At 60.2% G+C, this 24,632-nt stretch carries 23 protein-coding genes and 1 tRNA gene; 21 read left to right on the top strand and 3 right to left on the bottom strand.

Annotation, left to right across the window (positions count from 1 at the left end):
- Window positions 1-62 precede the first annotated feature (62 nt).
- The 11 genes from V6943_RS06990 (at window position 63) to V6943_RS06940 (ending at window position 14,474) form a co-directional block, all read left to right on the top strand.
- Window positions 63-2,822: an LPS-assembly protein LptD gene (locus V6943_RS06990; protein ID WP_340552986.1), complete on the top strand. Its 2,760-nt coding sequence runs from the start codon at window positions 63-65 to the stop codon at window positions 2,820-2,822.
- A complete protein-coding gene (locus V6943_RS06985) occupies window positions 2,803-4,110 on the top strand; it encodes a peptidylprolyl isomerase (RefSeq protein WP_340552985.1) in 1,308 nt (435 codons plus the stop codon). The genes V6943_RS06990 and V6943_RS06985 overlap by 20 nt, the downstream gene beginning before the upstream one ends.
- 288 nt (window positions 4,111-4,398) lie before the next feature.
- Window positions 4,399-5,382 carry a 4-hydroxythreonine-4-phosphate dehydrogenase PdxA gene (gene pdxA / locus V6943_RS06980; protein WP_340552984.1) on the top strand — a complete coding sequence of 328 codons (984 nt, stop codon included), beginning with the start codon at window positions 4,399-4,401 and terminating at the stop codon, window positions 5,380-5,382.
- Between the two features lie 317 nt (window positions 5,383-5,699).
- Window positions 5,700-6,506, top strand: coding sequence for a 16S rRNA (adenine(1518)-N(6)/adenine(1519)-N(6))-dimethyltransferase RsmA (gene rsmA, locus V6943_RS06975; RefSeq protein ID WP_181104482.1), 807 nt, complete (start codon window positions 5,700-5,702; stop codon window positions 6,504-6,506).
- A 27-nt stretch (window positions 6,507-6,533) separates the two neighbouring features.
- Complete coding sequence (gene apaG / locus V6943_RS06970) at window positions 6,534-6,917, top strand: Co2+/Mg2+ efflux protein ApaG (RefSeq protein WP_131651831.1); 384 nt, start codon at window positions 6,534-6,536, stop codon at window positions 6,915-6,917.
- Window positions 6,914-7,735, top strand: coding sequence for a symmetrical bis(5'-nucleosyl)-tetraphosphatase (locus tag V6943_RS06965; protein WP_340552983.1), 822 nt, complete (start codon window positions 6,914-6,916; stop codon window positions 7,733-7,735). The genes apaG and V6943_RS06965 overlap by 4 nt, the downstream gene beginning before the upstream one ends.
- Entirely contained in the window at window positions 7,732-8,061 is a 330-nt protein-coding gene (gene glpE / locus V6943_RS06960; protein ID WP_131651829.1) for a thiosulfate sulfurtransferase GlpE, read from the top strand. The genes V6943_RS06965 and glpE overlap by 4 nt, the downstream gene beginning before the upstream one ends.
- A gap of 270 nt (window positions 8,062-8,331) precedes the next feature.
- Complete coding sequence (locus V6943_RS06955) at window positions 8,332-10,254, top strand: PrkA family serine protein kinase (protein WP_131651828.1); 1,923 nt, start codon at window positions 8,332-8,334, stop codon at window positions 10,252-10,254.
- Between the two features lie 84 nt (window positions 10,255-10,338).
- A complete protein-coding gene (locus V6943_RS06950; protein WP_181104504.1) occupies window positions 10,339-11,610 on the top strand; it encodes a YeaH/YhbH family protein in 1,272 nt (423 codons plus the stop codon).
- A 10-nt stretch (window positions 11,611-11,620) separates the two neighbouring features.
- A complete protein-coding gene (locus V6943_RS06945) occupies window positions 11,621-13,156 on the top strand; it encodes a SpoVR family protein (RefSeq protein ID WP_131651826.1) in 1,536 nt (511 codons plus the stop codon).
- Between the two features lie 100 nt (window positions 13,157-13,256).
- Window positions 13,257-14,474, top strand: coding sequence for a multifunctional CCA addition/repair protein (locus tag V6943_RS06940; RefSeq protein ID WP_340552982.1), 1,218 nt, complete (start codon window positions 13,257-13,259; stop codon window positions 14,472-14,474).
- Window positions 14,475-14,522: 48 nt separating this feature from the next.
- Here V6943_RS06940 and folK read toward each other — a convergent pair whose 3' ends face one another.
- Both folK and folB read right to left on the bottom strand, forming a co-directional pair.
- Window positions 14,523-15,059: a 2-amino-4-hydroxy-6-hydroxymethyldihydropteridine diphosphokinase gene (gene folK / locus V6943_RS06935; RefSeq protein ID WP_181104515.1), complete on the bottom strand. Its 537-nt coding sequence runs from the start codon at window positions 15,057-15,059 to the stop codon at window positions 14,523-14,525.
- Window positions 15,050-15,403 carry a dihydroneopterin aldolase gene (gene folB, locus V6943_RS06930; protein ID WP_181104517.1) on the bottom strand — a complete coding sequence of 118 codons (354 nt, stop codon included), beginning with the start codon at window positions 15,401-15,403 and terminating at the stop codon, window positions 15,050-15,052. The genes folK and folB overlap by 10 nt, the downstream gene beginning before the upstream one ends.
- Window positions 15,404-15,478: 75 nt before the next feature.
- Here folB and plsY point away from each other — a divergent pair, with 75 nt between their 5' ends.
- Complete coding sequence (plsY, locus tag V6943_RS06925; protein WP_340552981.1) at window positions 15,479-16,048, top strand: glycerol-3-phosphate 1-O-acyltransferase PlsY; 570 nt, start codon at window positions 15,479-15,481, stop codon at window positions 16,046-16,048.
- 13 nt (window positions 16,049-16,061) lie between these two features.
- On the opposite strand, the gene tsaD is transcribed toward plsY, so the two are convergent.
- Window positions 16,062-17,087, bottom strand: coding sequence for a tRNA (adenosine(37)-N6)-threonylcarbamoyltransferase complex transferase subunit TsaD (gene tsaD, locus V6943_RS06920; RefSeq protein ID WP_181104519.1), 1,026 nt, complete (start codon window positions 17,085-17,087; stop codon window positions 16,062-16,064).
- A 196-nt stretch (window positions 17,088-17,283) separates the two neighbouring features.
- Between tsaD and rpsU the strand changes: the two genes are divergently transcribed.
- The 9 genes from rpsU (at window position 17,284) to V6943_RS06875 (ending at window position 24,588) form a co-directional block, all read left to right on the top strand.
- Window positions 17,284-17,499 (top strand): 30S ribosomal protein S21, encoded by a 216-nt coding sequence (gene rpsU, locus V6943_RS06915; protein ID WP_003283508.1) that lies wholly within the window; start codon window positions 17,284-17,286, stop codon window positions 17,497-17,499.
- Window positions 17,500-17,636: 137 nt separating this feature from the next.
- Window positions 17,637-19,559: a DNA primase gene (dnaG, locus tag V6943_RS06910; RefSeq protein WP_340552980.1), complete on the top strand. Its 1,923-nt coding sequence runs from the start codon at window positions 17,637-17,639 to the stop codon at window positions 19,557-19,559.
- Between the two features lie 220 nt (window positions 19,560-19,779).
- Window positions 19,780-21,633 (top strand): RNA polymerase sigma factor RpoD, encoded by a 1,854-nt coding sequence (gene rpoD, locus V6943_RS06905; protein ID WP_131651819.1) that lies wholly within the window; start codon window positions 19,780-19,782, stop codon window positions 21,631-21,633.
- A gap of 118 nt (window positions 21,634-21,751) precedes the next feature.
- Window positions 21,752-21,828 (top strand) — tRNA-Ile (locus V6943_RS06900).
- Window positions 21,829-22,028: 200 nt separating this feature from the next.
- Complete coding sequence (locus tag V6943_RS06895; protein WP_340552979.1) at window positions 22,029-22,310, top strand: thioredoxin family protein; 282 nt, start codon at window positions 22,029-22,031, stop codon at window positions 22,308-22,310.
- A 265-nt stretch (window positions 22,311-22,575) separates the two neighbouring features.
- Entirely contained in the window at window positions 22,576-23,289 is a 714-nt protein-coding gene (locus V6943_RS06890; RefSeq protein WP_131651814.1) for a beta-ketoacyl synthase chain length factor, read from the top strand.
- Complete coding sequence (locus V6943_RS06885) at window positions 23,265-24,074, top strand: lysophospholipid acyltransferase family protein (protein ID WP_131651813.1); 810 nt, start codon at window positions 23,265-23,267, stop codon at window positions 24,072-24,074. The genes V6943_RS06890 and V6943_RS06885 overlap by 25 nt, the downstream gene beginning before the upstream one ends.
- Window positions 24,055-24,318, top strand: coding sequence for a phosphopantetheine-binding protein (locus V6943_RS06880; protein WP_131651812.1), 264 nt, complete (start codon window positions 24,055-24,057; stop codon window positions 24,316-24,318). Before V6943_RS06885 ends, V6943_RS06880 begins: the two co-directional genes overlap by 20 nt.
- A gap of 12 nt (window positions 24,319-24,330) precedes the next feature.
- Window positions 24,331-24,588: an acyl carrier protein gene (locus V6943_RS06875; RefSeq protein WP_131651811.1), complete on the top strand. Its 258-nt coding sequence runs from the start codon at window positions 24,331-24,333 to the stop codon at window positions 24,586-24,588.
- Window positions 24,589-24,632 lie beyond the last annotated feature (44 nt).

The raw sequence follows: 24,632 nt of genomic DNA, 5'->3' as shown, positions 1-24,632 counted from the left end.
ATCGAGAGGCGTGCGGCCCAGCCCGGCCGATGGCTCGCCGTAAGCACGGACCAAAAAACAAGATGGCAGTCAAATATCCCGCTTTTCGTAAAAAATTCCCCCTACTGGTTACTGGCGGCTTGCTCGCATTGCAACCTGTAGCGACTCCACTTGTTATCGCAGCCGAACAGTTTGCCTGTCAGCCCGGCCCCAATGGCAGCTGGAGTTGCGCATCCGATGTCGTCAGCCCCGATCTGCCACCGCGCCCCGTACATCGTGGCAGCGCGGCCAGCGACACGAGTGCCGCACAGCCTCGCACCAGCAAGGCCGAGCGCCAGGCAGCCACCACCAAGTTGGTCACCGAGAGCAAAGGTCGTGCACTCGCCTCGCGCAGTGCCGATTACAGCCACCTGGACTGGGTACCGCGTAATCAGCTGACCGATGCCCAGCTGGCGGAAACAGGCCCCTATTGCGCCGGCACCTACGTTGAGCCGAGCCGCCCCGGCCGGTTCGACGACACGCCGATGAGCGAGGCGCCGACCTATGTTTCGGCGAAAGCCACGCGCTACGAACAGCAGCAAGAAATCGCGACACTGGCCGGTGATGTGGTATTGCGCCAGGGCAGCATCCAGGCCGAAGCCGATGAAGCCAGCCTCTATCAGCTGGAAAATCGCGGCGAGCTGAAAGGCAATGTTCGCCTGCGTGATCAGGGTGCCCTGATGGTCGGAGATCGCGCTGAGATATTCCTCGACACCGGCGAAGCCCAGGTCGAAAACGCCGAATACGTGGTCCATGAAGGCAGGGTCCGCGGCAGCGCGCTGTACGCCAAACGCACAGACGATGCCATCATCCGCCTCAAGGACGGGACGTACACCAGTTGCGAACCAGGCGAAAACAGCTGGCACCTGAGGGGTAATAACGTCACGTTGAACCCCGCCACCGGCTTCGGCTCGGCGACCAACGTGACGCTGCGGGTCAAGGACATTCCGGTGTTCTACACGCCCTATATCCATTTCCCGATCGATGACCGTCGCCAGTCCGGCTTTCTTGCGCCCAGCATCAGCTCCTCGAGCGATAGCGGGCTTTCGTTGGTCACGCCGTACTATTTCAACCTGGCGCCGAACTTCGACGCCACGCTCTACCCCAACTACATGTCCGATCGCGGCCTGCTGATGGAAGGCGAGTTCCGCTACCTGACTCGCAGCAGCGAAGGCCAGTTCGGCGCAGCCTATCTGAACGACAGCAACGACGACCGCGAGCTGCAATCCGAATACGAAGACCAGCGCTGGATGTACAGCTGGCAGCACCGGACCGGTTTGGACTCACGTCTGCTGGCTGAAGTCGACTACACGGACATCAGCGATCCTTATTACTTCCAGGATCTGGATACCCAATTGGGCATCAGCCAGCCGGATCATCTTGATCAGCGCGGCACCCTGACCTGGCGCGGCGACAGTTATACGGCGCGGCTGAACGTGCATGCTTACGAACGCGCTACCGTCGTTGATATCACGCCGTACGAGCGGCTACCGCAGCTGACGCTCAATGGCGCCCTGCCGTTCCAGCCGGGCGGTCTGCGTTTTGCCTATAACACCGAGTTCGTCAGCTTCCAGCGGAGTCTGCGTGACGGATTCTTTCAGAACGAAGACGGTATCGACGAGCGTTGGTATGACGATCGTCTGAGCGGTCTTACCCGCGCCGAAGGTGAGCGTCTGCACCTGGAGCCAGGTGTCAGCCTGCCGCTCAATTGGAGCTGGGGCTTCATCAAACCCTCATTGAAGTACGCATACACAAAATATGACCTGACGCTGGACAATACCGGGCGCGGCCAAGTGAGCGACTTCAACGACTCACCGGATCGCAGCGTGCCGATCTTCAGCGTCGACAGCGGCCTTTATTTCGATCGCGACACTCAATGGTTTGGCAAGGATTACCGTCAGAGCCTTGAACCCCGACTGTTCTATCTCTACGTACCAGAAGAAGATCAGGACGCCATTCCAATATTCGATACCGGCGAGAGCACCTTCAGTTATTCGTCGCTGTGGCGCGAAAACCGCTTCTCCGGCAAGGATCGTATCGGCGACGCTAATCAGATATCCCTCGGCGTGACCAATCGCTGGATCGAACCGAACGGGCTGGAGCGGCAGCGCTTTAGTATCGGCCAGGCTTTCTACTTCCGTGATCGCGAAGTGCAGCTACCTGGAATGACAGCCGCGGATCGCCCTGATACCCAGTCAGATGTATCTCCCTATGCACTGGAGTACATGTACCGCTACAACCGCGATTGGCGCTTCACCTCCACCTTCAACTGGGACCCGGACGCAAGCCGGACGCGCTCCGGCAGCGCCATGTTTCACTACCAACCAGCGGACAATCCGCGAAAAATCGTCAATATCGGGTACCGCTATCGCAACGATACCATCCGCTTCGATCAGGCGACCGGTCAGTGGTCCTATGGCGGCGATTACGGCGCGCCGGGCTCGCCCGAATACATCAAGGACTACTACAAGATCAACCAGCACGACTTCTCCACCATCTGGCCAGTCGCGCCGCAGTGGAGCGTGATCGCGCGCTGGCAGCACGACTACAGCCGCAATCGTACGCTGGAGGCCTTCGGCGGCTTCGAGTACGACAGTTGCTGCTGGAAGCTGCGACTGATCAATCGTTACTGGATCGACTACGACGAGACCAGTCTCAACCCATCGCAGAACGACGAGCCAGACAATGGCATCTTCCTGCAAATCGTCCTCAAGGGACTCGGCGGTGTGTTCGGCAGCTCCACCGAGACATTCCTCGACGAAGGCATACAAGGCTACCGTGAACGTGAAGACCAAGCTTTCTGATTACCTGCGCCCGCTGGTGGCGGGCACCCTCTTACTGGGCTGCGCGACTATCGCCACGACTGCCTCGGCCGAGGTGCGCCCGCTTGACCGTATCGTCGCCATCGTCGACAACGACGTTATCATGCAGAGCCAGTTGGACCAGCGTCTTCGCGAAGTCGAGCAGACTATCGAGAAGCGTGGCGCCGAAATGCCACCGCAGGACGTCATGCAGCAACAGGTGCTGGAACGCCTGATCACCGAAAACCTCCAGTTGCAGATCGGCGATCGTTCGGGCATCCGCATCTCCGATGAAGAACTCAACCAGGCCATGGGGACCATTGCCCAGCGCAACAACATGACCCTGGACCAGTTCCGCGCGGCCCTGGAGCGAGATGGTTTGAGCCTGGAGACCGCTCGCGAGCAGATTCGCCGCGAGATGGTCATCAGTCGCGTGCGCCAGCGCCGTATCGCCGAACGCATTCAGATATCCAATCAGGAAGTCGAAAACTTTCTGGCCTCCGACCTCGGCAAACTGCAGCTTTCCGAAGAGTACCGACTGGCCAACATCCTGATTCCGGTTCCCGAATCGGCTGATTCGGCCACGATCCAGGCGGCCGAAGAAATGGCGATGGACACCTATCAACAACTCCAGCAGGGTGCAGATTTCGCCAGGCTGGCGGTGTCTCGCTCAGCCAGTGAAAACGCACTGGAAGGCGGCGACATGGGGTGGCGTAAAGCCGCTCAGCTGCCGCCACCGTTCGACACCGAAGTCAGCACCATGGAGGTCGGTGACTTCACCCAGCCGGTGCGTACCCCGCCGGGCTTCATCATGCTCAAGGTGCTCGACAAGCGCGGCGGAGATACTCAGGTTCGCGACGAGATTCATGTCCGCCATATCCTGATCAAGCCCAGCCAGATACGTAGCGAAGAAGAAAGCCGACGCCTCGTCGAGCGCCTGCGCGAGCGTATTCTCGCGGGCGAGAGTTTCTCTGAACTGGCGAAGAGTTTTTCCGAAGACCCGGGCTCCGCGCTCAACGGAGGCGACCTGAACTGGATCGACCCGAGTTCGCTGGTACCGGAATTCCGCGAAGTGATGGCCAACACCCCGAGCGGCCAGCTGTCCGAAGCCTTCAAGACCCCGTACGGCTGGCACATCCTCGAAGTCCTTGGGCGCCGTGCGACGGACGCCAGCGAAGAGTTTCGCGAGCAACAGGCGCTCAACCTGCTGCGCAACCGTAAATACGAAGAAGAGCTGCAAGCTTGGCTGCGTCAGATACGCGACGAAGCCTATGTGGAAATCAAGCTCTAAGCGGGAAATTAGCGTGGTGACTGGCTTCAGCTTGCTGCTTCTAGCCTGAAGCTCACCGCTGCTCTCGATGTGCAGTGGGTCATGCGATCTACCAAGAGTCGTAGGGCGGGAGTAACCCGCCCTACGATTCCAGATCCGCTCGACAAGGCTGCATCCACCCCACGTCAGCGCGGGCGTTTTCGTTCGGCCTCTGCGCGTTTGCCGTCTTTTAGCCTTTGGCTCCCGCTGTACTTGTCGCTTGCGGCTTGTAGCTGCCCTTCGCTTGCCGCTCTACCCGCTGGAGGCCTTATGTCCCTTCCCTTCGCCCTGACACCTGGAGAGCCGGCCGGCATCGGTCCAGATCTTTGCCTGCTGCTGGCTCGCGAAGCCCAACCCCGGGCGCTGGTAGCCATCGCCAGCCGGGCGCTGCTGGCCGAACGCGCCGAACAGTTGGGACTGGCCATGGCCCTTCTCGATGTCGGCCCAGGCGCCTGGCCAGCCGCACCAGCACCACCCAACAGTCTATATGTCTGGGATACGCCGCTTCAGGCACCAGTAGCTGCGGGTCAGCTGAACCCACACAACGGCCACTACGTGCTGGACACACTGACGCGGGCTGGTCAGGGCTGCAGCGATGGCGTCTTCGCAGGCATGATCACCGCGCCGGTGCACAAGGGTGTGATCAACGAAGCCGGGATTCCTTTCTCCGGCCACACCGAATTCCTCGCCGAGCTGACCAGCACCGAGCAAGTGGTGATGATGCTCGCCACTCGCGGCCTGCGTGTAGCGCTGGTCACCACGCATCTGCCGCTCAAGGATGTCGCGGCGGCGATTACCTCCGAGCGGCTGGAACGTGTCGCCCGCATCCTGCATGCCGATCTGGTCGGCAAGTTCGGCATTGCGCAGCCGCGTATTCTGGTCTGCGGGCTCAACCCTCATGCTGGCGAGAGCGGGCATCTGGGCCGCGAGGAAATCGAAATCATCGAACCGACCCTGCAGCGCTTGCGCGGCGAAGGCCTGAATCTAATCGGCCCGCTGCCGGCCGACACCCTGTTCACACCCAAGCACCTCGACACCTGCGATGCGGTGCTGGCGATGTACCACGACCAAGGTTTGCCGGTACTCAAGTACAAAGGCTTCGGCGCAGCCGTCAACGTGACCCTGGGCCTACCGATCGTGCGCACGTCGGTCGACCATGGCACCGCATTGGACCTCGCGGGCACAGGGCGAATCGATACCGGTAGCCTGCAGGTAGCGCTGGAAACGGCCTATCAGATGGCCGGCCCTAGCTGAGCTGGAAGCTGGAAGCTGGAAGCTACTGTGTAGCATTTGTCTTTAGCCTGCCTCGCGGCCTGTGTCCTGGCTTCACAGCACGGAACACGCGTTTCCACTCTACCGAGCAGTATTTGGCGAATGTAAAAAAGCCCACTCTGCTCGTTGAGAGCTAGAGACTGTTTGGAATGTTCGCGCAGACACCCCTGAATCGCCCCGCGTCCCTTTCCGGCCTCCAGCGCCGTTATCGTCTCTCCGCTCTTACAGCCTGCTAAAATGCGCGCCTTATCCGCTTCCAGCTTCAAGCTTCCGCTTCAAGCTGCTCCCTGGAGCTTTCGATGTCCGACTACCAACACCGCGCGCGCAAGCGTTTCGGCCAGAATTTTCTCCATGACGCTGGCGTGATTCATCGCATCCTACGCTCCATCCATGCCAAGCCGGGCGAGCGAATCGTCGAGATCGGACCGGGTCAGGGCGCCCTGACCGAGGGCCTGCTGGACAGCGGTGCGCAGCTGGACGTGGTTGAGCTCGATCTGGACCTGATTCCAATCCTTCAACAAAAATTCGCCGACCGGGACAACTTTGCGCTCAACCAAGGCGATGCGCTGAAGTTCGACTTCGCCCAATTGAGCCAAGAGCCCAGCAGCCTGCGCATCGTCGGTAACCTGCCGTACAACATTTCCACGCCACTGATCTTCCATCTGCTCGACCACGCAGGGCTGATCCGCGACATGCATTTCATGCTGCAGAAGGAAGTGGTCGAGCGGCTCGCCGCGCAGCCAGGCGGGGGAGACTGGGGGCGTCTGTCGATCATGGTGCAGTATCACTGCCGCGTGGAGCATCTGTTCAATGTGGGTCCGGGCGCCTTCAATCCGGCACCCAAGGTCGAGTCGGCGATCGTGCGCCTGGTCCCGCACGAGGTGCTGCCGCATCCGGCGCGCGACCATCGCCAGTTAGAAATCGTCGTCCGTCAGGCTTTCAATCAGCGCCGCAAGACGCTGCGCAATACGCTCAAAGGTCTGCTCGACGCGGACGAAATCGCCGCAGCCGATGTCGACGGCAGCTTGCGCCCGGAACAGCTGGATCTGGCCGCGTTCGTCAGATTGTCAGATCAACTTTCCGCCCGTAGCTGCACCCGCGCCTGAAGGCGAAGCCCACCCGCAGGAGTCCCCATGTCCGAAGACCTCCGCTACTGGTTCGACGTCAGTGTCAGTCCGACCTACCTGGCCGACCAATCGCAGCCGGAACAAAACCGTTATGCCTTTGCCTACAGGGTAACGATCGAAAACAAGGGCCAGCTGACTGCGCAACTACTGTCTCGTCACTGGATCATCACCGATGGAGATGGACAAGTGCAGGAGGTACGCGGCGCCGGAGTGGTCGGCGAGCAGCCGGTGATCGCGCCGGGCCAACGTCACGTCTATACCAGCGGCACGCTGATGACGTCCCGTGTCGGCACGATGCAGGGCAGCTATCAGATGCTGGCCGAAGATGGACACCGCTTCGAAGCCGCGATCGCGCCTTTCCGGCTGGCCGTACCCGGAGCTCTGCATTGACTACATATGCTGTCGGCGACCTGCAAGGTTGCCTCGAACCTCTTCAATGCCTGCTGCAGCGGGTCGATTTTAGCCCCTCACGCGATTGCCTGTGGCTCGCCGGAGATTTGGTCAACCGTGGTCCACAGTCGCTCGAGGCGCTGCGTTTCGTGCGCGACTTGGGCACCTCGTGCGTTACGGTGCTGGGCAACCACGATCTGCATCTGGTAGCCGTTGCGCACAATATCGAGCGGCTGAAAAGATCCGATACGCTCAAATCCATCCTCGACGCACCTGATCGAGCGGACCTGATCCACTGGCTGCGCCAGCAGAAATTGATCCATCACGACGCCGAACGAGAGACGACCATGGTCCACGCCGGCATACCACCCCAATGGACGCTGGCCAAGGCGCTTCGGCGCGCAGCGGAAGTGGAGCAGGCACTGCGTGACGACGCCCTGCTGCCGCCCTTTCTCGACGGCATGTATGGCAACCAGCCGGCCAAGTGGAACAAAGAGTTGCAAGGCGTGCCGCGGCTGCGCCTGATCACCAACTACTTCACCCGCATGCGGTTCTGCAAGGCCGACGGCACGCTGGAGCTGCAGGCCAAGGACGGGCTGGATTCGGCACCGCCGGGCTTCGAACCCTGGTTCAGTCACTCCAACCGCAAGACCCGCGGCTGCAAGATTATCTTCGGCCATTGGGCGGCGCTGGAGGGCCACTGCGACGAGCCCAACGTCTATGCGTTGGATACCGGCTGCGTATGGGGCAACACCATGACCCTGATGAACGTCGACAGCAACGAACTGCACCACTGCGACTGCGAGGCAAAACCATGACCGACTTCAAACGCATCTCTCCCGAGCAAGCCCAGACGCTGCGCAGCGAGGGCGGCGTGATCGTCGATATTCGCGATCCACACAGCTACGCCAACGGTCATATCACCGGCTCGACACATCTCGACAATCAATCCCTGCCCGACTTCATTGCGGCGGCGGACTTGGATCACCCGCTCATCGTCACTTGCTACCACGGCCACTCCAGTCAGAGTGCTGCGGCCTACCTCGTCAACCAGGGCTTTTCCGACGTCTATAGCCTCGATGGCGGCTTCGAGCTGTGGCGGCAGACATTCCCTCAGGAGGTCGAACAAGGCGATCCGCTGTAAAAAATATCTCGCTGTTACGCCGCGTATCACGCGGCCTTGCGCTGATCGTCCGACGAAACGCAGCGGTTATTGCCCTTCTCCTCCCTTGAATTTGCTGAATCCGAACTATCCTTCAGTTAAGGCCATCCAAACAGGTGGAAGCCATTTACCGGCTACCGGGCCTCAGGTTTTAACCATTAGGTGTTCGGGGGAACTCCACAGGCCGATCAGTCGGCCGCACCTGAATGCCTGATGACAACACCGGCTCCGAGCATCGTCCGAGGTGAAGTCATGAGCATTTTCAGCCATTTCCAGCAACGATTCGAAGCAACCCGCCAGGAAGAGTATTCGCTTCAGGAGTACCTCGATCTGTGCAAGGAAGACCGGGGCACCTACGCCACTGCAGCCGAACGCCTATTGATGGCAATCGGTGAACCCGAGCTGATCGACACCTCGACCGACTCACGCCTTTCACGGATTTTTTCCAACAAGGTGATCCGCCGCTACCCCGCCTTCGAAGATTTTCATGGCATGGAAGACTGCATCGATCAGATCGTCTCCTACTTCCGCCATGCCGCGCAGGGGCTTGAGGAGAAGAAGCAGATCCTTTACCTGCTCGGCCCGGTGGGCGGCGGCAAATCGTCGCTCGCCGAAAAGCTCAAGCAGCTGATGGAAAAGGTGCCCTTCTACGCTATCAAGGGCTCGCCGGTTTTCGAGTCGCCGTTGGGCTTGTTCAACCCGGCCGAGGACGCGCAGATCCTCGAAGAAGACTATGGCATCCCACGCCGCTATCTGAACTCAATCATGTCGCCCTGGGCCACCAAGCGCCTGCAGGAATTCGGCGGCGACATTAGCCAGTTTCGGGTGGTCAAGCTGTACCCCTCTATCCTCAATCAGATCGCCATTGCCAAGACCGAACCAGGCGATGAGAACAACCAGGACATCTCAGCTCTGGTCGGTAAAGTGGATATCCGCAAGCTCGAAGAATTTCCACAGAACGACGCCGACGCCTACAGCTACTCCGGCGCACTCTGCCGCGCCAACCAGGGCATGATGGAATTCGTCGAGATGTTCAAGGCACCGATCAAGGTGCTGCACCCGCTGCTGACCGCTACCCAGGAAGGCAACTACAACAGCACCGAAGGCCTCGGCGCGATTCCCTACAACGGCATCCTGCTGGCCCACTCCAACGAGTCGGAGTGGCACACCTTCCGCAACAACAAGAACAACGAAGCCTTCATCGACCGCATCTACATCGTCAAGGTGCCGTACTGCCTGCGGGTTACTGATGAGATCAAGATTTACGACAAACTCCTGTTCAACAGCTCGCTGTCCAAGGCCCACTGCGCCCCTGATACGCTGAAGATGCTGGCGCAGTTCTCCGTGTTGAGCCGCCTGAAGGAGCCGGAAAACTCCAATATCTACTCGAAGATGCGCGTCTATGACGGCGAGAACCTGAAGGACACCGATCCGAAGGCCAAATCGATCCAGGAATACCGGGACACCGCTGGGGTCGACGAAGGCATGAATGGCCTCTCGACTCGCTTCGCCTTCAAGATCTTGTCCAAGGTGTTCAACTTCGATCCGCACGAAATCGCCGCAAACCCGGTACATCTGCTCTATGTGCTGGAGCAACAGATCGAACAGGAGCAGTTCCCGGCCGAGGTGCGCGAGCGCTACTTGCGCTTCATCAAGGAGTATCTGGCGCCGCGCTACGTCGACTTCATCGGCAAGGAAATCCAGACCGCCTATCTCGAATCTTACAGCGAGTACGGTCAGAACATCTTCGACCGCTACGTGCTCTACGCAGACTTCTGGATTCAGGATCAGGAATATCGCGATCCGGAAACCGGCGAAATCCTCAATCGCATGGCGCTGAACGAGGAGCTGGAGAAGATCGAGAAACCCGCCGGCATCAGCAACCCGAAGGATTTCCGCAACGAGATCGTCAACTTCGTCTTGCGCGCTCGGGCCAACAACAACGGCAAGAATCCGAGCTGGCTCAGCTACGAGAAGCTGCGCGTGGTGATCGAGAAGAAAATGTTCTCCAACACCGAAGATTTGCTACCGGTCATCAGCTTCAATGCCAAAGCCAGCAAGGAAGATCAGAAGAAGCACAACGACTTCGTCGTGCGCATGGTCGAGCGAGGCTATACGGAGAAACAGGTTCGCCTGCTTTCGGAATGGTATCTGCGGGTACGGAAATCACAGTAAAGCAGCTGAGAGCTTGAAGCTGGAAGTCGAAGCAGCACTTCCAGCTTCGGGCTTACGACTTCCAGCTCGACCCGGAGGGCTCGTATGAGCTACGTGATCGACCGTCGCCTGAACGGCAAGAACAAGAGCACGGTAAACCGCCAGCGATTCCTGCAGCGATACCGTGGGCATATCAAGAAAGCTGTCGAAGAGGCTGTGGGACGCCGTTCCATCACCGATATGGAGCACGGCGAACAAATCAGCATTCCCGGTCGCGATATCGACGAGCCGATCCTGCATCACGGACGCGGTGGTCGGCAGACCATCGTGCATCCGGGCAACAAGGAGTTCATTGCTGGTGAGCGTATTCCTCGACCGCAGGGCGGTGGCGGGGGCCAGGGCGCAGGCAAGGCCAGCAATAACGGCGAAGGCATGGACGACTTCGTTTTTCAGATCACTCAGGAAGAGTTTCTCGACTTCATGTTCGAGGACCTCGAACTACCCAATCTGGTCAAGCGTCACCTGACCGGCACCGACACCTTCAAGACGGTGCGCGCCGGCATCAGCAACGAGGGCAACCCGTCACGCATCAACATCGTCCGCACGCTGCGCTCAGCGCATGCGCGTCGCATCGCCCTGTCCGGCAGCAGCCGCGCAAAATTGCGTGACGTAAAAGCCGAGCTGGCTCGATTGAAGCTAGAGGAGCCTGCCAACTTCACCGATATCCAGGCCGCCGAAGAGGAGATCGAGCGACTCAGCGCGCGCATCCATCGCGTGCCCTTCCTCGACACCTTCGACCTCAAGTACAACCTGCTGGTCAAGCATCCCAACCCTAGCTCCAAAGCAGTCATGTTCTGCCTGATGGACGTCTCCGGCTCCATGACCCAGGCGACCAAGGACATCGCCAAACGCTTCTTCATCCTCTTGTACCTGTTCCTAAAGCGGAACTACGACAAGATCGACGTGGTGTTCATCCGCCATCACACCAGCGCCAAGGAGGTCGATGAAGAGGAGTTTTTCTACTCGCGGGAAACCGGCGGGACCATTGTCTCCAGCGCGCTGAAAATGATGCAGGAGATCATGGCCGAGCGTTATCCGGCCAACGAATGGAACATCTATGCGGCACAGGCTTCGGACGGCGACAACTGGAATGATGATTCACCGATTTGCCGGGACATCCTGATCAACCAGATCATGCCGTTCGTCCAATACTTCACCTACGTCGAGATCACGCCACGCGAACATCAGGCGCTGTGGTACGAGTACAACCAGGTGGCCGAAGCCTTCGGCGACTCGTTCGCCCAACAGCAACTGGTGACCGCAGGCGACATCTATCCGGTGTTCCGCGAACTCTTCCAGCGGCGCATGGCTAGCTGAGGTACGCAGCATGAAACGACAGCCCATATCCACCGGCTCGGAATGGACCTTCGACCTGATCCGTACCTACGACCGCGAGATTGGACGTATCGCCGAGCGCTATGCGCTGGATACCTACCCGAACCAGATCGAAGTCATCACCGCCGAGCAGATGATGGACGCCTACGCGTCGGTGGGCATGCCACTGGGCTACCACCACTGGTCCTACGGCAAGCATTTCCTCAGCACGGAAAAATCTTACACGCGCGGCCAGATGGGGCTGGCCTACGAGATCGTGATCAACTCCGACCCCTGCATCGCCTATCTGATGGAAGAAAACACCATCACCATGCAGGCCTTGGTGATCGCCCACGCCAGCTACGGTCACAACAGCTTTTTCAAGGGCAATTACCTGTTCCGCACCTGGACCGATGCCAGCTCGATCATCGACTACCTCGTGTTCGCCAAGCAGTACATCACCCAATGCGAGGAACGCCACGGCATCGACGCGGTGGAAGATTTGCTCGATTCCTGCCATGCCCTGATGAATTACGGCGTCGACCGTTACAAGCGCCCCTACCCCATCTCCGCCGAAGAGGAACGGCGTCGCCAGAAGGACCGCGAAGAGCATCTGCAAAAGCAGATCAACGACCTCTGGCGGACCATTCCCAAATTCGGCGAGAAGGACGACGAGCGCCAACGTGACCAGCGTTTCCCGGCCGAACCGCAGGAGAACATTCTTTATTTCATCGAGAAGCACGCGCCTCTGCTGGAGCCCTGGCAGCGCGAGGTGGTTCGTATCGTGCGCAAGATCGCGCAGTACTTCTATCCGCAGCGCCAGACTCAGGTGATGAACGAAGGCTGGGCGACCTTCTGGCACTACACCTTGCTTAACGACCTCTACGACGAGGGCCTGGTGACCGACGGTTTCATGATGGAGTTTCTGCAGTCGCACACCAGCGTGATCTATCAACCCGGCTTCGACAGTCCGTATTACAGCGGCATCAACCCCTACACGCTTGGGTTCGCCATGTATCAGGACATCCGCCGGATCTGTGAGAACCCTACCGAGGAAGACAAGCGCTGGTTCCCGGATATTGCCGGCAGCGACTGGCTGACCACGGTGAAGTTCGCCATGAACAACTTCAAGGACGAGAGCTTCATCCTACAATTTCTCTCGCCGAAGGTGATCCGCGATCTCAAGTTGTTCAGCATCCTCGACGACGATCAGAAAGACGAGCTACTGGTCCCGGCCATCCATGACGAAAGCGGCTATCACACCATTCGCGAATTGCTGGCAGCGCAGTACAACCTTGGCAATCGCGAGCCCAACGTGCAGGTGTGGAGCGTCGATCGTCGCGGTGATCGCTCGCTGACCCTGCGCCATCAGCAACACGACCGCAAACCGCTGGGTGGCTCAACCGACGAGATACTCAAACACCTGCATCGGCTCTGGGGCTTCGATGTTCACTTGCACTCGATGCAGGACGACAAGCTCGTCACCACGCACCACATGCCGCCCCGGGTCGAACCGGAGGCCGACAGCAGGTTTCCTGGCATGAACTGACCGCAAGGCCGTGGAGGCTGGACAAGCTTGAGTCCGGCCTCCAGCGCTTTTTCCGGCCTCACCGCCGTTATCCTTTATCCTCCGCTCAAAGGAGGACTACATGCAGATCTACAAAGTCGGTGGTGCGGTGCGTGATCGTTTACTGGGGCGTCCGGTAACCGAGGTGGATTGGGTGGTGGTCGGCTCCAGCGCCGAGGAAATGCAGGCCAAGGGCTTTCGCCCGGTGGGCGCGGACTTCCCGGTTTTCCTTCATCCGGCTACCGGCGAGGAATATGCGCTGGCCCGCACCGAGCGCAAGAGCGGCCGGGGCTACGGCGGTTTCACCTTTTATGCGAGCCCCGACGTCACGCTGGAAGAAGACCTGACCCGCCGGGACCTGACCATCAACGCCATGGCCGAGGATGAGCAGGGCCAGCTGATCGACCCCTACGGCGGCCAGTCGGATCTAGCGGCGCGTCAACTCCGGCATGTATCTTCTGCTTTTGCCGAAGACCCGTTGAGGGTGCTACGTGTGGCCCGCTTTGCAGCGCGCTATGCCGATCTCGGCTTCAGCGTTGCCACCGAAACGCAAGCATTGATGCGCCAGCTTGCCGAATCGGGTGAACTCCAAGCGTTGACGCCGGAGCGTAGCTGGAAAGAGATTTCGCGCGCCTTGATGGAGCCTCGCCCTGACGTGTTCGTGCAAGTGCTGCATGAATGCGGCGCGCTGAAGGAGCTTTTTCCGGAGATCGAGCAGCTGTTCAACGAGCCGCAACCGGACACTCAGGCTACCGCCAGCGAACATCTGCTCCGGGTAATGCGCCAGTGCGCGATTGAGCAGCAACCGCTGCCGGTGCGCTGGGCCTGTTTGCTACAGCATCTGGAACAGCCGGCCGCGCCGGATGGCCCGGCATCAGAGCCCTGCAAACGGGAATTGCGGCAGATCGAAGCCGTCAATGGCCGTTTCAAGGTGCCGCGAGATTGCCAGGAACTGGCCATGCTGGCGGGTGAGTTTCTCGGCTTCAGTCACGCTGCGATGTCGCTGCCGGCGCCCACGCTGTTCGAACTGCTGCAGCACTTCGACATCTACCGACGGCCAGAGCGTTTCGAGCTGTTCCTCGCCGCCTGCGAAATGGACGCCCGGGCCCGCACTGATTTCGAGACTCGCAGCTATCCCCAGGCCGATTACTTGCGTGGCGCCGCCGAGTCCGCCCGGGCGGTGCAGGTGAAGCCATTGATCGAGCGGGGCTACAAAGGCGCAGAGCTGGGCGATGCACTCAAACTCGAACGTTTGGAAGCGGTTCGGCAGTATTGCCGCCGCCACGGTCACGCCCACTGACCCATCCGCAAGCGTGGATGGCGTGATTGCCAGAGGCGCAAGCGGCGATCAGGAAGTCGCGCAGGCGTGCAGCAGGGCGAGCGGCGTCAGCTCCGCCCCTTTCCATTGAAAAGCCACAGGCCAGAGCTTTTGATCGATCGCCGAATCCCGCCAAAGCTCGGCAAACCTGCGCTCCGCGACGGGATGCTGAATATCCGGCGCCAGCAATGCCAACGGCCAGAGTACGAAGGCATTCTTCAGAGTCTCCGGGCGCGGCAGTTCCAGCCCGTGAAAATTGCCCACCAAATCGCCAAACACCAATACGTCGATATCCAGCGGCAGGCCTTTACGATCCGGCGCGTAGCGGCCATTGTCCGCCTCGATGAACTTGAGCCGACGATCCAGCTCCATCAGCGGCAACTCGGTGATTCCGGAAACGACCAGATTGTAGAAATTGTCGCCCTTGTAACCCACCGCGAGGCTTTCGAAAACAGGCGAACAGTGCATGTCGCCAAGCAGCTGCTCCAGCGCGTCGAGACCGGCGGTCAGGTTCTGTTCACGTCTGTTGTTGCTGCCCAGCCCGAGCAGTACGCGAGTCAGCGGCATCCGCGTTCGATCTCCACGCCCAGCGCCGACGCGCGAGTATTGACGCCCGGTTTGGTGACCCGCAGTCTCAACCAGGGAATACCGAACTGGCTCATCAGACTGGCAGCCAGCCGCTCGGCGAAGGTTTCGACCAGCTCGAAGCGAGAAGCCTGTGCGAAGCGATCGATAGCAGCAGTCACTTCGGCGTAATCCAGCGCCTTGTCCAGCTCGTCATTCTCCGCGGCAGGGCGAATGTCCCAGCCGAGCGTCAGATCCAGACGCAAGCACTGCCGAATGCCGCGCTCCCAATCGTAGGCGCCGATCAGCGTGTCCACTTCCAGCCCCTCGATGAAAACTGTATCCACGCAACTCTCTCCCACCGCACGACAATTCCTGTACGCGCCGTTAGACTCAGGAGCTCCCTGCCCCGGATGGATGTCATGTTCTGGCAACTGACACTGCTCGCCTATCTGACCGGCTCGCTATCATTCGCCATTCTACTTAGTCGCCTGGCGGGTGCCCCCGACCCGCGTGCTGGCGGTTCCGGCAACCCCGGCGCCACCAATATGCTGCGGCTTGCCGGGAGGCGCTTGGCGATCTCAACCTTGATCGGCGATCTGCTCAAGGGCCTGCTGCCGGTGTTGCTCGCTGCAGCGTTGGGCCTATCCATCCAGCAACAAGCCTGGATTGCGCTCGCAGCGGTGCTGGGTCATCTGTATCCACTGTACTTCCGCTTTCATGGCGGCAAGGGCGTGGCTACCGCCGCTGGCGCCCTGCTCGGACTTCACCCACCGACCGCACTGTTCGCGCTGATCATCTGGCTGGTGGTGCTCAAAGCGACTCGCACCAGCTCACTGGCCGCACTTGCGGCATTACCGCTCTGCCTGCCCTTTCTGGCCTGGCAACAGCCTGGCGCGCTCTGGCCCATGACCATACTGGCCGCGCTTATCGTCTGGCGTCACCGGATCAATTTGCGCGACCTGTTCGCAGGCACGGAGCGGCATTTCTAGACGGTTTGCTGCGTCATACCGCTGACAGCGTTTCCATTGGCCATCGCGCCTGAACTGAGATGTCCGGGCCATCCTGCTGACCAGCCAGTAATCGCTGACAACCGGCGTACGCGATCATAGCGCCGTTATCGGTACAGAAACGTGGCCGCGCGTAGAACACCTGCCCGTTCAACTCACCGAGCATGGCTTCAAGACTCTTACGCAGCGCCAGATTGGCACTCACACCGCCAGCTATCACCAGACTATTAAGGCCCGTCTGCTTCAAGGCACGTTGGCATTTAATGGTCAGCGTCTCGACGACGGCCTGCTGAAAGGCCAGCGCAATATCGCAACGAGTCTGCTCGCCGTCGTCGCCAGCGTTACGGCAGTGCTGCCAGGTCGTGAGTGTGGAGGTTTTGAGACCGCTGAAGCTGAAATCCAGCCCAGGCCGATCAGTCATCGGCCGCGGGAAGGTGAATCGGCCCGGCGTCCCGCGTTCGGCAAGCGCAGCGATTTCCGGACCACCCGGATAGCGTAGGCCCATGAGCTTGGCCGTTTTGTCGAAGGCCTCGCCAGCGGCATCGTCCACCGACTCGCCAAGCAGTTCATAACGGCCGATACCGTCGACACGAACCAGCTGCGTATGGCCACCGGATACCAGCAACGCGACGAAGGGGAACGCCGGCGGATGCTCTTCGAGCATTGGCGCCAACAGATGCCCTTCCATATGATGCACGCCGACTGCCGGAATGCCCCAGGCAAAGGCCATCGCCTGGGCACAGGACGCGCCGACCAGCAACGCCCCGACGAGACCGGGGCCCGCGGTGTAGGCAACCGCATCGATCTGGCTTGAATCGCGCCCAGCTTCTTCGAGCACCTGACGAATCAGCGGTAGCATGCGCTTTACATGATCGCGCGAGGCCAGCTCCGGCACCACGCCGCCATAGACGCGATGCAGGTCGATCTGGCTGAACAGGGCATCGGCCAGCAGGCCGTGCTCGCTGTCGTACAGCGCGACGCCGGTCTCGTCGCATGATGTTTCCAGCCCCAGCACCAGCATGGGCACAACCTTCAGAGAAGCGAATGAAGCCGCGCATATTAATCGCCGCAGCCTTCGACCGACCAGCGCTTTTCGCTCAGCGGGCTTTGCATTCCCCGTGACAAGGCGTTAACATCCGCAACCCTTAAAACCAGCGTGCTCGCGAACATTTGCCGAAGCGCGTTGTAACCGGTAAACAAGTGAAGGTACGTCCTGGATGCCCAACGTTAAAGTTAAAGAGAACGAACCATTCGACGTAGCTCTGCGTCGCTTCAAGCGTTCTTGCGAAAAAGCCGGCGTGCTGGCCGAAGTCCGCAGCCGTGAGTTCTACGAGAAGCCCACTGCCGAGCGCAAGCGTAAAGCTGCTGCCGCAGTCAAGCGTCACGCCAAGAAAGTGCAGCGCGAACAGCGCCGCAGCGTTCGCCTGTACTGATCCAGTACAGCTGAAGCTGCATCAAGCCCGGCCTATGCCGGGCTTTGCATTGAAGGAGACTCCGCTTCGCCGGCTGGCGAATGGTCGGAGTTTTTTTCATTCCGGCCCGAACACTGCGAGCGTATTCTCATACCCCTATGGCCGGCCTGATACCGCAATCGTTCATCGATGATCTCCTGAACCGCTCCGACATCGTCGAAGTGGTGAGTTCGCGTATTCAGCTGAAAAAAGCCGGCAAGAACTACACCGCCTGCTGCCCGTTTCACAAGGAAAAGACCCCGTCGTTCAGCGTCAGCCCCGACAAGCAGTTCTATTACTGCTTCGGCTGCGGCGCCGGCGGCAACGCACTGGGCTTCGTCATGGATCACGACAGCCTGGAATTCCCTCAGGCCGTCGAGGAGCTGGCCAAGCGCGCCGGCATGGAAGTGCCCCGCGAAGAAAGCGGCCCCGGACGCAAACCGCGTCAGCCGGTAGATTCGCCGCTCTACCCACTACTGGATGCCGCCGCCGAGTATTACCGTCAGGCACTCAAGGGACACCCGGCCCGCAAGGCCGCAGTGGAATACCTCAAGGGCCGCGGCCTGTCCGGCGTCATCGCCCGGGATTTCGGTCTCGGCTTCGCGCCGCCCGGCTGGGACAACCTGATGAAGCACCTGGGCGGCGACGCCCTGCAGCAAAAGGCGATGATCGATGCCGGCCTGCTGATCGAAAACGCCGAAACCGGAAGAAGCTACGACCGCTTCCGCGACCGCGTGATGTTTCCCATCCGCGACAGCCGGGGACGCGTCATTGCCTTCGGCGGACGGGTGTTAGGCGACGACAAACCAAAATACCTGAACTCACCGGAAACACCGGTCTTCCACAAGGGCCAGGAACTCTACGGCCTCTTCGAGGCCCGCAAAGCCAACCGCGACCTGGATGAAATCATGGTCGTCGAAGGCTATATGGACGTGATCGCACTGGCCCAGCAAGGCCTGCGCAACGCCGTCGCCACACTCGGCACGGCCACCAGCGACGAACATCTCAAGCGGTTGTTCCGCATCGTCCCCAGCGTACTGTTCTGCTTCGACGGCGATGCGGCGGGCCGCAAGGCGGCTTGGCGAGCGCTGGAGTCTGCCCTGCCGAATTTGCAGGACGGTCGGCGCGCACGCTTTCTGTTCCTGCCGGAAGGCGAGGACCCTGACACCCTGGTGCGCCGCGAAGGCACCGATGCCTTCATGGCTCGAATACAGCAACAAGCCCAGCCCTTGGCTGATTACTTTTTCCAGCAACTCAGCGAAGAAGCAGACCCGCGCTCATTGGAAGGCAAGGCGCACCTGGCCACACTGGCCGCACCACTCATCGAAAAAATACCGGGCGCCAACCTGCGCGCCCTGATGCGCCAGCGCCTCGGCGAAATCACCGGATTGCATAGCGAAGCACTTCAGCAGATGAGTGCCGCATCACCGGGTGCAGCCTCGGAATACAACGACAACGTCTATTACGATACCAGTACCGGACATGACGAAGGCGATTACTACATACCGCCCGAGCAGGCCCAACCGAAACGCAACGGCAAGAAAGAATGGAAGAAAGACTGGAAAAAGCCCGGCCAACGGCCAGACTTCAAAGCCCGAGCACCACGAACACCAGCCACCGTAGAGCCGCCAGCACTGACCACACTGCGCACGCTGCTGCATCACCCAGAGCTTGCCCAGAAAGTCGAAGATGTGAGCCATTTCGCCGCAGAAGACGATACCTACGCCCAGTTGCTCGTCGCGCTTCTCGGCACGCTGCAGAAAAATCCCAAGCTGCGCAGCCTGCAACTGATCGCTCGCTGGCATGGAACCGACCAAGGGCGTCTTTTACGCGCACTTGCGGAGAAAGAATGGCTGATCTCGGCCGATAACCTTGAACAACAGTTTTTCGACACCATTAAGACTCTGGCCACCAGACAACGTGAACGCAGCCTCGAATCGCTGCTCCGCAAAGCTCGCCAGGGTGAACTCAGCGCAGAGGAGAAAGATCAACTGCGCAACCTGTTAAATCGCAACTCAACACCCGCTATAGGGCACATCTAAAAACGTAGGCGAGGCAGGCAAGACAAGGAAAAAACAGGCGAGGACGCGGAATTTAGTTGGTCTAAATGAGCAGTCCGAGCCTGTTTTTAACGCAGTATTGCCAACGCAGATAGTTTTTAGAGGCGCACTAAATCGACCTCAACTGGCGCGTGAGGTCCCTGCTCAGCTATAATGCTCAGCTTGTTTTCAACCCGCCAGAACCGTCAGTGGATAGGGTTATATGTCCGGAAAAGCGCAACAGCAGTCTCGTCTCAAAGAATTGATCCAGCGTGGTCGTGAGCAGGGTTACCTGACTTACGCCGAGGTCAATGACCACCTACCGGAGGATATTTCCGATCCGGAACAGGTGGAAGACATCATTCGCATGATCAACGACATGGGTATCAATGTATTCGAGGTTGCCCCGGATGCCGATGCCCTGTTGCTGGCCGAAGCCGATACCGATGAAGCCGCCGCCGAAGAGGCCGCTGCGGCTCTTGCGGCTGTGGAAACAGATATCGGCCGTACCACCGACCCTGTGCGCATGTACATGCGCGAAATGGGCACCGTCGAACTGCTGACCCGCGAAGGCGAAATCGAAATCGCCAAACGCATCGAGGAAGGCATTCGCGAAGTGATGAGCGCCGTTGCCCATTTCCCGGGCACCGTGGACAGCATTCTCGCCGACTACGAGCGCGTCACCAACGAAGGCGGCCGCCTGTCCGACATTCTCAGCGGCTATATCGATCCTGACGACGACGGCGCTGCCGCACCGCAGGAAGTCGAGCCTGTTGCACCTCAGGCGACAGCAAAGCCGGCTGCGGATGACAAGGACGACGACGAAGAAGACGACTCCGACAGCGAGGAAGAAGAAGGCGATGGCGGTCCGGATCCGGAAGTTGCTCGCGTTCGCTTCGGCGCTGTCGCCGAGCAGTTGGAAGTCGCCAAGAAGGCCCTGAAGAAGCACGGCCGGGGCAGCCAGCAAGCGACCGACGCGCTGCAGGAGCTGGCCACGCTGTTCATGCCGATCAAACTCATCCCCAAGCAATACGATGCGCTGGTCGAGCGCGTACGCGGCGCCTTAGGCCAGGTCCGCGCACAGGAACGCGCCATCATGCAGATCTGCGTGCGCGACGCGCGCATGCCTCGCGCCGACTTCCTTCGTCAGTTTCCAAGCAACGAGACCGACCTGGGCTGGGCCGATCAGCTGGCCAGCAGCAAGAGCAAGTACGCTGAAGCTATTGCCGCACGCAAGGAAGACATCCAGCGCTGCCAGGAAAAGCTGCTCACCCTGGAAGAAGAATGCGCACTGGTGATCGCTGACATCAAGGACATCAACCGGCGCATGTCCATCGGCGAGGCCAAGGCCCGCCGGGCGAAGAAAGAAATGGTCGAGGCCAACCTGCGCCTGGTCATCTCCATCGCCAAAAAGTACACCAACCGCGGCCTGCAATTCCTCGACCTGATCCAGGAAGGCAACATCGGCCTGATGAAGGCGGTGGACAAGTTCGAATACCGTCGCGGCTACAAGTTCTCGACGTACGCCACTTGGTGGATTCGCCAGGCGATCACTCGCTCCATTGCTGACCAGGCGCGGACCATCCGCATCCCGGTGCACATGATCGAGACGATCAACAAGCTCAACCGCATCTCCCGTCAGATGCTGCAGGAAATGGGCCGCGAGCCCACCCCTGAAGAGCTTGGCGAGCGCATGGAAATGCCCGAGGACAAGATCCGCAAGGTCTTGAAGATCGCCAAAGAGCCGATCTCCATGGAAACACCGATCGGCGACGACGAAGACTCGCACCTGGGCGACTTCATCGAGGACTCCGCCATGCAATCGCCGATCGATGTGGCGACAGTGGAAAGCCTCAAGGAAGCCACCCGCGAGGTCCTCTCCGGCCTCACCGCACGGGAAGCCAAGGTCTTGCGCATGCGTTTCGGCATCGACATGAATACCGACCACACCCTCGAGGAAGTCGGTAAACAATTCGATGTCACCCGCGAGCGGATCCGGCAGATCGAAGCCAAGGCACTGCGCAAGCTGCGCCACCCGACGAGAAGCGAGCATCTGCGCTCCTTCCTCGACGAGTAACCAGAACCCCCGGCCCCGCGCCGGGGGTTTTGCATTCAAGACCTGACAAAACAACGACGCACAACCAGCTTCGCTTGGCGCACCCGCAACACCACCGGTATAATCCGCCGGCCTCTGAGGGCCTATAGCTCAGTTGGTTAGAGCAGAGGACTCATAATCCTTTGGTCCACGGTTCGAGTCCGTGTGGGCCCACCACCTTCAAAGCCGCGCATTGCGCGGCTTTTTCGTCCACTAGGACTGCGTCATGCTGGCTGCTGCCAGCCGGCGCGATGAGACATCTGCAACCGCAACCCGGCTACACTCCAGTCCACAGCCTGCCACCTGCGATGTCATGGCCTTGATATCCAACTGCCCGCCTCCACTCTAAACAGCAGCCCTCATCGTGGAGAATCCTTATGACCACCCTCGTCGTACCCTGCGCGCATTGCGCTGGGCTCAGCCGCATTCCCGCCGAGCGACTGGGCGAAGGGCCGCGCTGCGGTGCTGCGCAGTTGCAGGGGCGCTGCCGGCTGGCCAAGCTGGACAGCGAGGCCAATCCGCAATTGTCGACCCAGCTCGGTATTCGCTCGATTCCAAGCCTGATCCTGTTCAAGGACGGGCGCGAAATTGCCCGCCAGAGCGGCGCTTTGCCGCTGCCCCAGTTGCTGGCGTGGCTCAAGCAGCAGGGTGTGCAGTGAGGTGAGAAAGGCTCCGCGCAGCCAGCACGGCCCGTTGCCATGAACCAGCTGCGCACTTGAAAACCTGCAACAGACAACAAACTCCTTAGCTTGGTTCCCAGCGGAAGGCGTACCTCTTATCTGGATATCGCACGCAATGTTTGCCTCTGTCCGACCTCGATTGGATAATGCCGCCACTTTCACGGCGGACATTTACCGATAGTCGCTGTACAGGGACGTCGACACGCCAACAACAAGGCTCGCGGACGAGCCGGTGAGTTCTCGCGTGATTCAATTCGATATCGATCAATGGCAAGCCTGGGCTCCAGGCTTGGCAAGCGCTGATGACTGGGCGATTTGGGCCCGGAATCCGCGCGACCTCGAAAGCAGCGAGGCACAGCCGGATGTCAGCTTCCTGCCAGCCATGCAGCGTCGGCGCCTGAGCCGTTTGGCGCGTATGGTATTTGCCGTGGCCTCGCCGTTGGCTACCGAGCAGATGCCTCTGGTCTACGCCTCCCGCCACGGAGAAACCGCGCGCACCTTTTCCATCCTCAATGATCTTGCGCGCAACGAAGCTCTCTCGCCGACCCAATTCAGCCTGTCGGTGCATAACGCGATAATCGGTCTCTGGTCGATTCAGCAGCGCGACACCAGCGAAATGACAGCGCTCGCAGCTGAAGGCGATGGTCTGGAGCATGCCGTGCTCGAAGCGGCGATGCTGCTCGAAGAGGGTGCGCCAGCCGTTCTGGTGGTCGTTGGCGAAGATCAGACACCACCTGTCTATGCTCCCTGGATCAGCGATGTCAGCTTTCCCTATGCCGTGGCGCTATTGCTCAAGCCCGGCCACGGTTGGCGGCTGAGCCTCGAAAACGCCGATGAAAACAGCGCCCGGACACCTCGACCACACGCCATCGAGCTGATTTGCGCGTTGCTCGACGGTCGCCACACCTGCACGCACCAATGGAACAGACGTCAATGGATCTGGCAGCGAACTCGCTGAACAAGCATCGCGACGCGCCATGGCTGTGGCGTTTGATCGCGACAGGACTGTCCTTTGCGCTGTTCGGCGTTGGCGGTCTTTGTTTGCGGCTGCTCGTTTTCCCTCTGCTCAACCTGCTGCCCGGCGATGCGGCCATACACCGCCGCCGTGCGCGCCAGACCGTGAGCCGGCTGTTCTGGCTGTTCGTCCAGTTTATGTATCGCAGCGGCGTGCTGACCTATGAAGTCGAGGGGGCCGAGCGCCTCGGCCGGCCCGGGCAGCTGGTGATCGCCAATCACCCTTCGCTGATCGACGTGGTGGTGCTGATCGCGCTGATCCGCGATGCCAATTGCGTGGTCAAGCAAAGCCTGTGGGACAACCCCTTCACCCGTGGTCCGATCCGTGGGGCGCAGTACATCAGTAACAACGGCAGCGCGGACATGCTCGACGAAGCCGCCGACGCGCTGCGACAAGGCCAGACGCTGATCATATTCCCCGAAGGGACGCGCACCACGCCCGGCCAGGCACCGCAATTCCATCGCGGCGCGGCGGCGATTGCCGTGCGCGGCGCACGCCTGGTGACGCCTGTGGTGATCAGCGTGACGCCTACCACTCTGACCAAGGCCGAGCCCTGGTATCGCATTCCGGCAAGACGTTTTCATTTTCACCTGCGCGTCGGCGAAGACATCGACCCGCGGGCGTTCGCCGCACAGGGGGCGGCGCCCATCGCCTCGCGGCGACTCAACGACCATCTGCATCGACACTTCATAAAGGAGCTCGCACTCGATGAGCCAATTACAGCTTGAAATCAAGCAACTGATCATCGACGCCCTGGGTCTGGAAGACCTCGGACCGGATGACATTCCGACCGATCAGCCGCTCTTCGGCGAAGGGCTCGGACTGGACTCGGTCGACGCGCTGGAGCTGGGTCTGGCTATTCAGAAGCGCTTCGGCATCAAGATCGACGCCGATGCAAAAGACACCCGCAAGCATTTCGCCAGCGTCGACAGCCTGGCCGCCTACGTCAGCGCCAACCGCGCCGTCGCCTGAGGAGAGCCCAACGTGAATACTCGTGACGAAATCTTCCAGACCCTGCGCGATGCGCTGGTCGAACTGTTCGAGCTGGAGCCCGAGCGCATCACTCTCGAAGCCAACCTCTATCAGGACCTGGAGATCGACAGCATCGACGCCGTCGACCTGATCGATCACATCAAGCGCCAGACCGGCAAGAAGATCGCCGCCGATGAGTTCAAATCGGTGCGTACCGTGGGCGACGTCGTCGAGGCGGTGTATCGCCTGGTGAACACGCAAACGGCTTGAGCCACACCCAGGGAAGCCAGGCGCCGGCCGGCATACGGCCGGAC

It is taken from the genome of Pseudomonas sp. CBC3 (assembly GCF_037967085.1).
Lineage (GTDB): Bacteria > Pseudomonadota > Gammaproteobacteria > Pseudomonadales > Pseudomonadaceae > Stutzerimonas.
Note: the sequence above shows the minus strand (reverse complement) of the source record. Positions and strands in the feature narration are given on the sequence as shown.

Excerpts from the sequence above, each read along its gene's own strand:
- V6943_RS06955 (WP_131651828.1), top strand. The coding sequence starts at position 8,332 with ATGAGCATTTTCAGCCATTTCCAGCAACGATTCGAAGCAACCCGCCAG.
- rpoD (WP_131651819.1), top strand. The coding sequence starts at position 19,780 with ATGTCCGGAAAAGCGCAACAGCAGTCTCGTCTCAAAGAATTGATCCAG.
- rpsU (WP_003283508.1), top strand. The coding sequence starts at position 17,284 with ATGCCCAACGTTAAAGTTAAAGAGAACGAACCATTCGACGTAGCTCTG.
- dnaG (WP_340552980.1), top strand. The coding sequence starts at position 17,637 with ATGGCCGGCCTGATACCGCAATCGTTCATCGATGATCTCCTGAACCGC.
- V6943_RS06950 (WP_181104504.1), top strand. The coding sequence starts at position 10,339 with ATGAGCTACGTGATCGACCGTCGCCTGAACGGCAAGAACAAGAGCACG.
- apaG (WP_131651831.1), top strand. The coding sequence starts at position 6,534 with ATGTCCGAAGACCTCCGCTACTGGTTCGACGTCAGTGTCAGTCCGACC.
- plsY (WP_340552981.1), top strand. The coding sequence starts at position 15,479 with ATGTTCTGGCAACTGACACTGCTCGCCTATCTGACCGGCTCGCTATCA.
- pdxA (WP_340552984.1), top strand. The coding sequence starts at position 4,399 with ATGTCCCTTCCCTTCGCCCTGACACCTGGAGAGCCGGCCGGCATCGGT.
- V6943_RS06945 (WP_131651826.1), top strand. The coding sequence starts at position 11,621 with ATGAAACGACAGCCCATATCCACCGGCTCGGAATGGACCTTCGACCTG.
- tsaD (WP_181104519.1), bottom strand. The coding sequence starts at position 17,087 with ATGCTGGTGCTGGGGCTGGAAACATCATGCGACGAGACCGGCGTCGCG.
- glpE (WP_131651829.1), top strand. The coding sequence starts at position 7,732 with ATGACCGACTTCAAACGCATCTCTCCCGAGCAAGCCCAGACGCTGCGC.
- V6943_RS06880 (WP_131651812.1), top strand. The coding sequence starts at position 24,055 with ATGAGCCAATTACAGCTTGAAATCAAGCAACTGATCATCGACGCCCTG.
- folK (WP_181104515.1), bottom strand. The coding sequence starts at position 15,059 with ATGCCGCTGACTCGCGTACTGCTCGGGCTGGGCAGCAACAACAGACGT.
- rsmA (WP_181104482.1), top strand. The coding sequence starts at position 5,700 with ATGTCCGACTACCAACACCGCGCGCGCAAGCGTTTCGGCCAGAATTTT.
- V6943_RS06895 (WP_340552979.1), top strand. The coding sequence starts at position 22,029 with ATGACCACCCTCGTCGTACCCTGCGCGCATTGCGCTGGGCTCAGCCGC.
- V6943_RS06940 (WP_340552982.1), top strand. The coding sequence starts at position 13,257 with ATGCAGATCTACAAAGTCGGTGGTGCGGTGCGTGATCGTTTACTGGGG.
- V6943_RS06885 (WP_131651813.1), top strand. The coding sequence starts at position 23,265 with ATGGATCTGGCAGCGAACTCGCTGAACAAGCATCGCGACGCGCCATGG.
- V6943_RS06990 (WP_340552986.1), top strand. The coding sequence starts at position 63 with ATGGCAGTCAAATATCCCGCTTTTCGTAAAAAATTCCCCCTACTGGTT.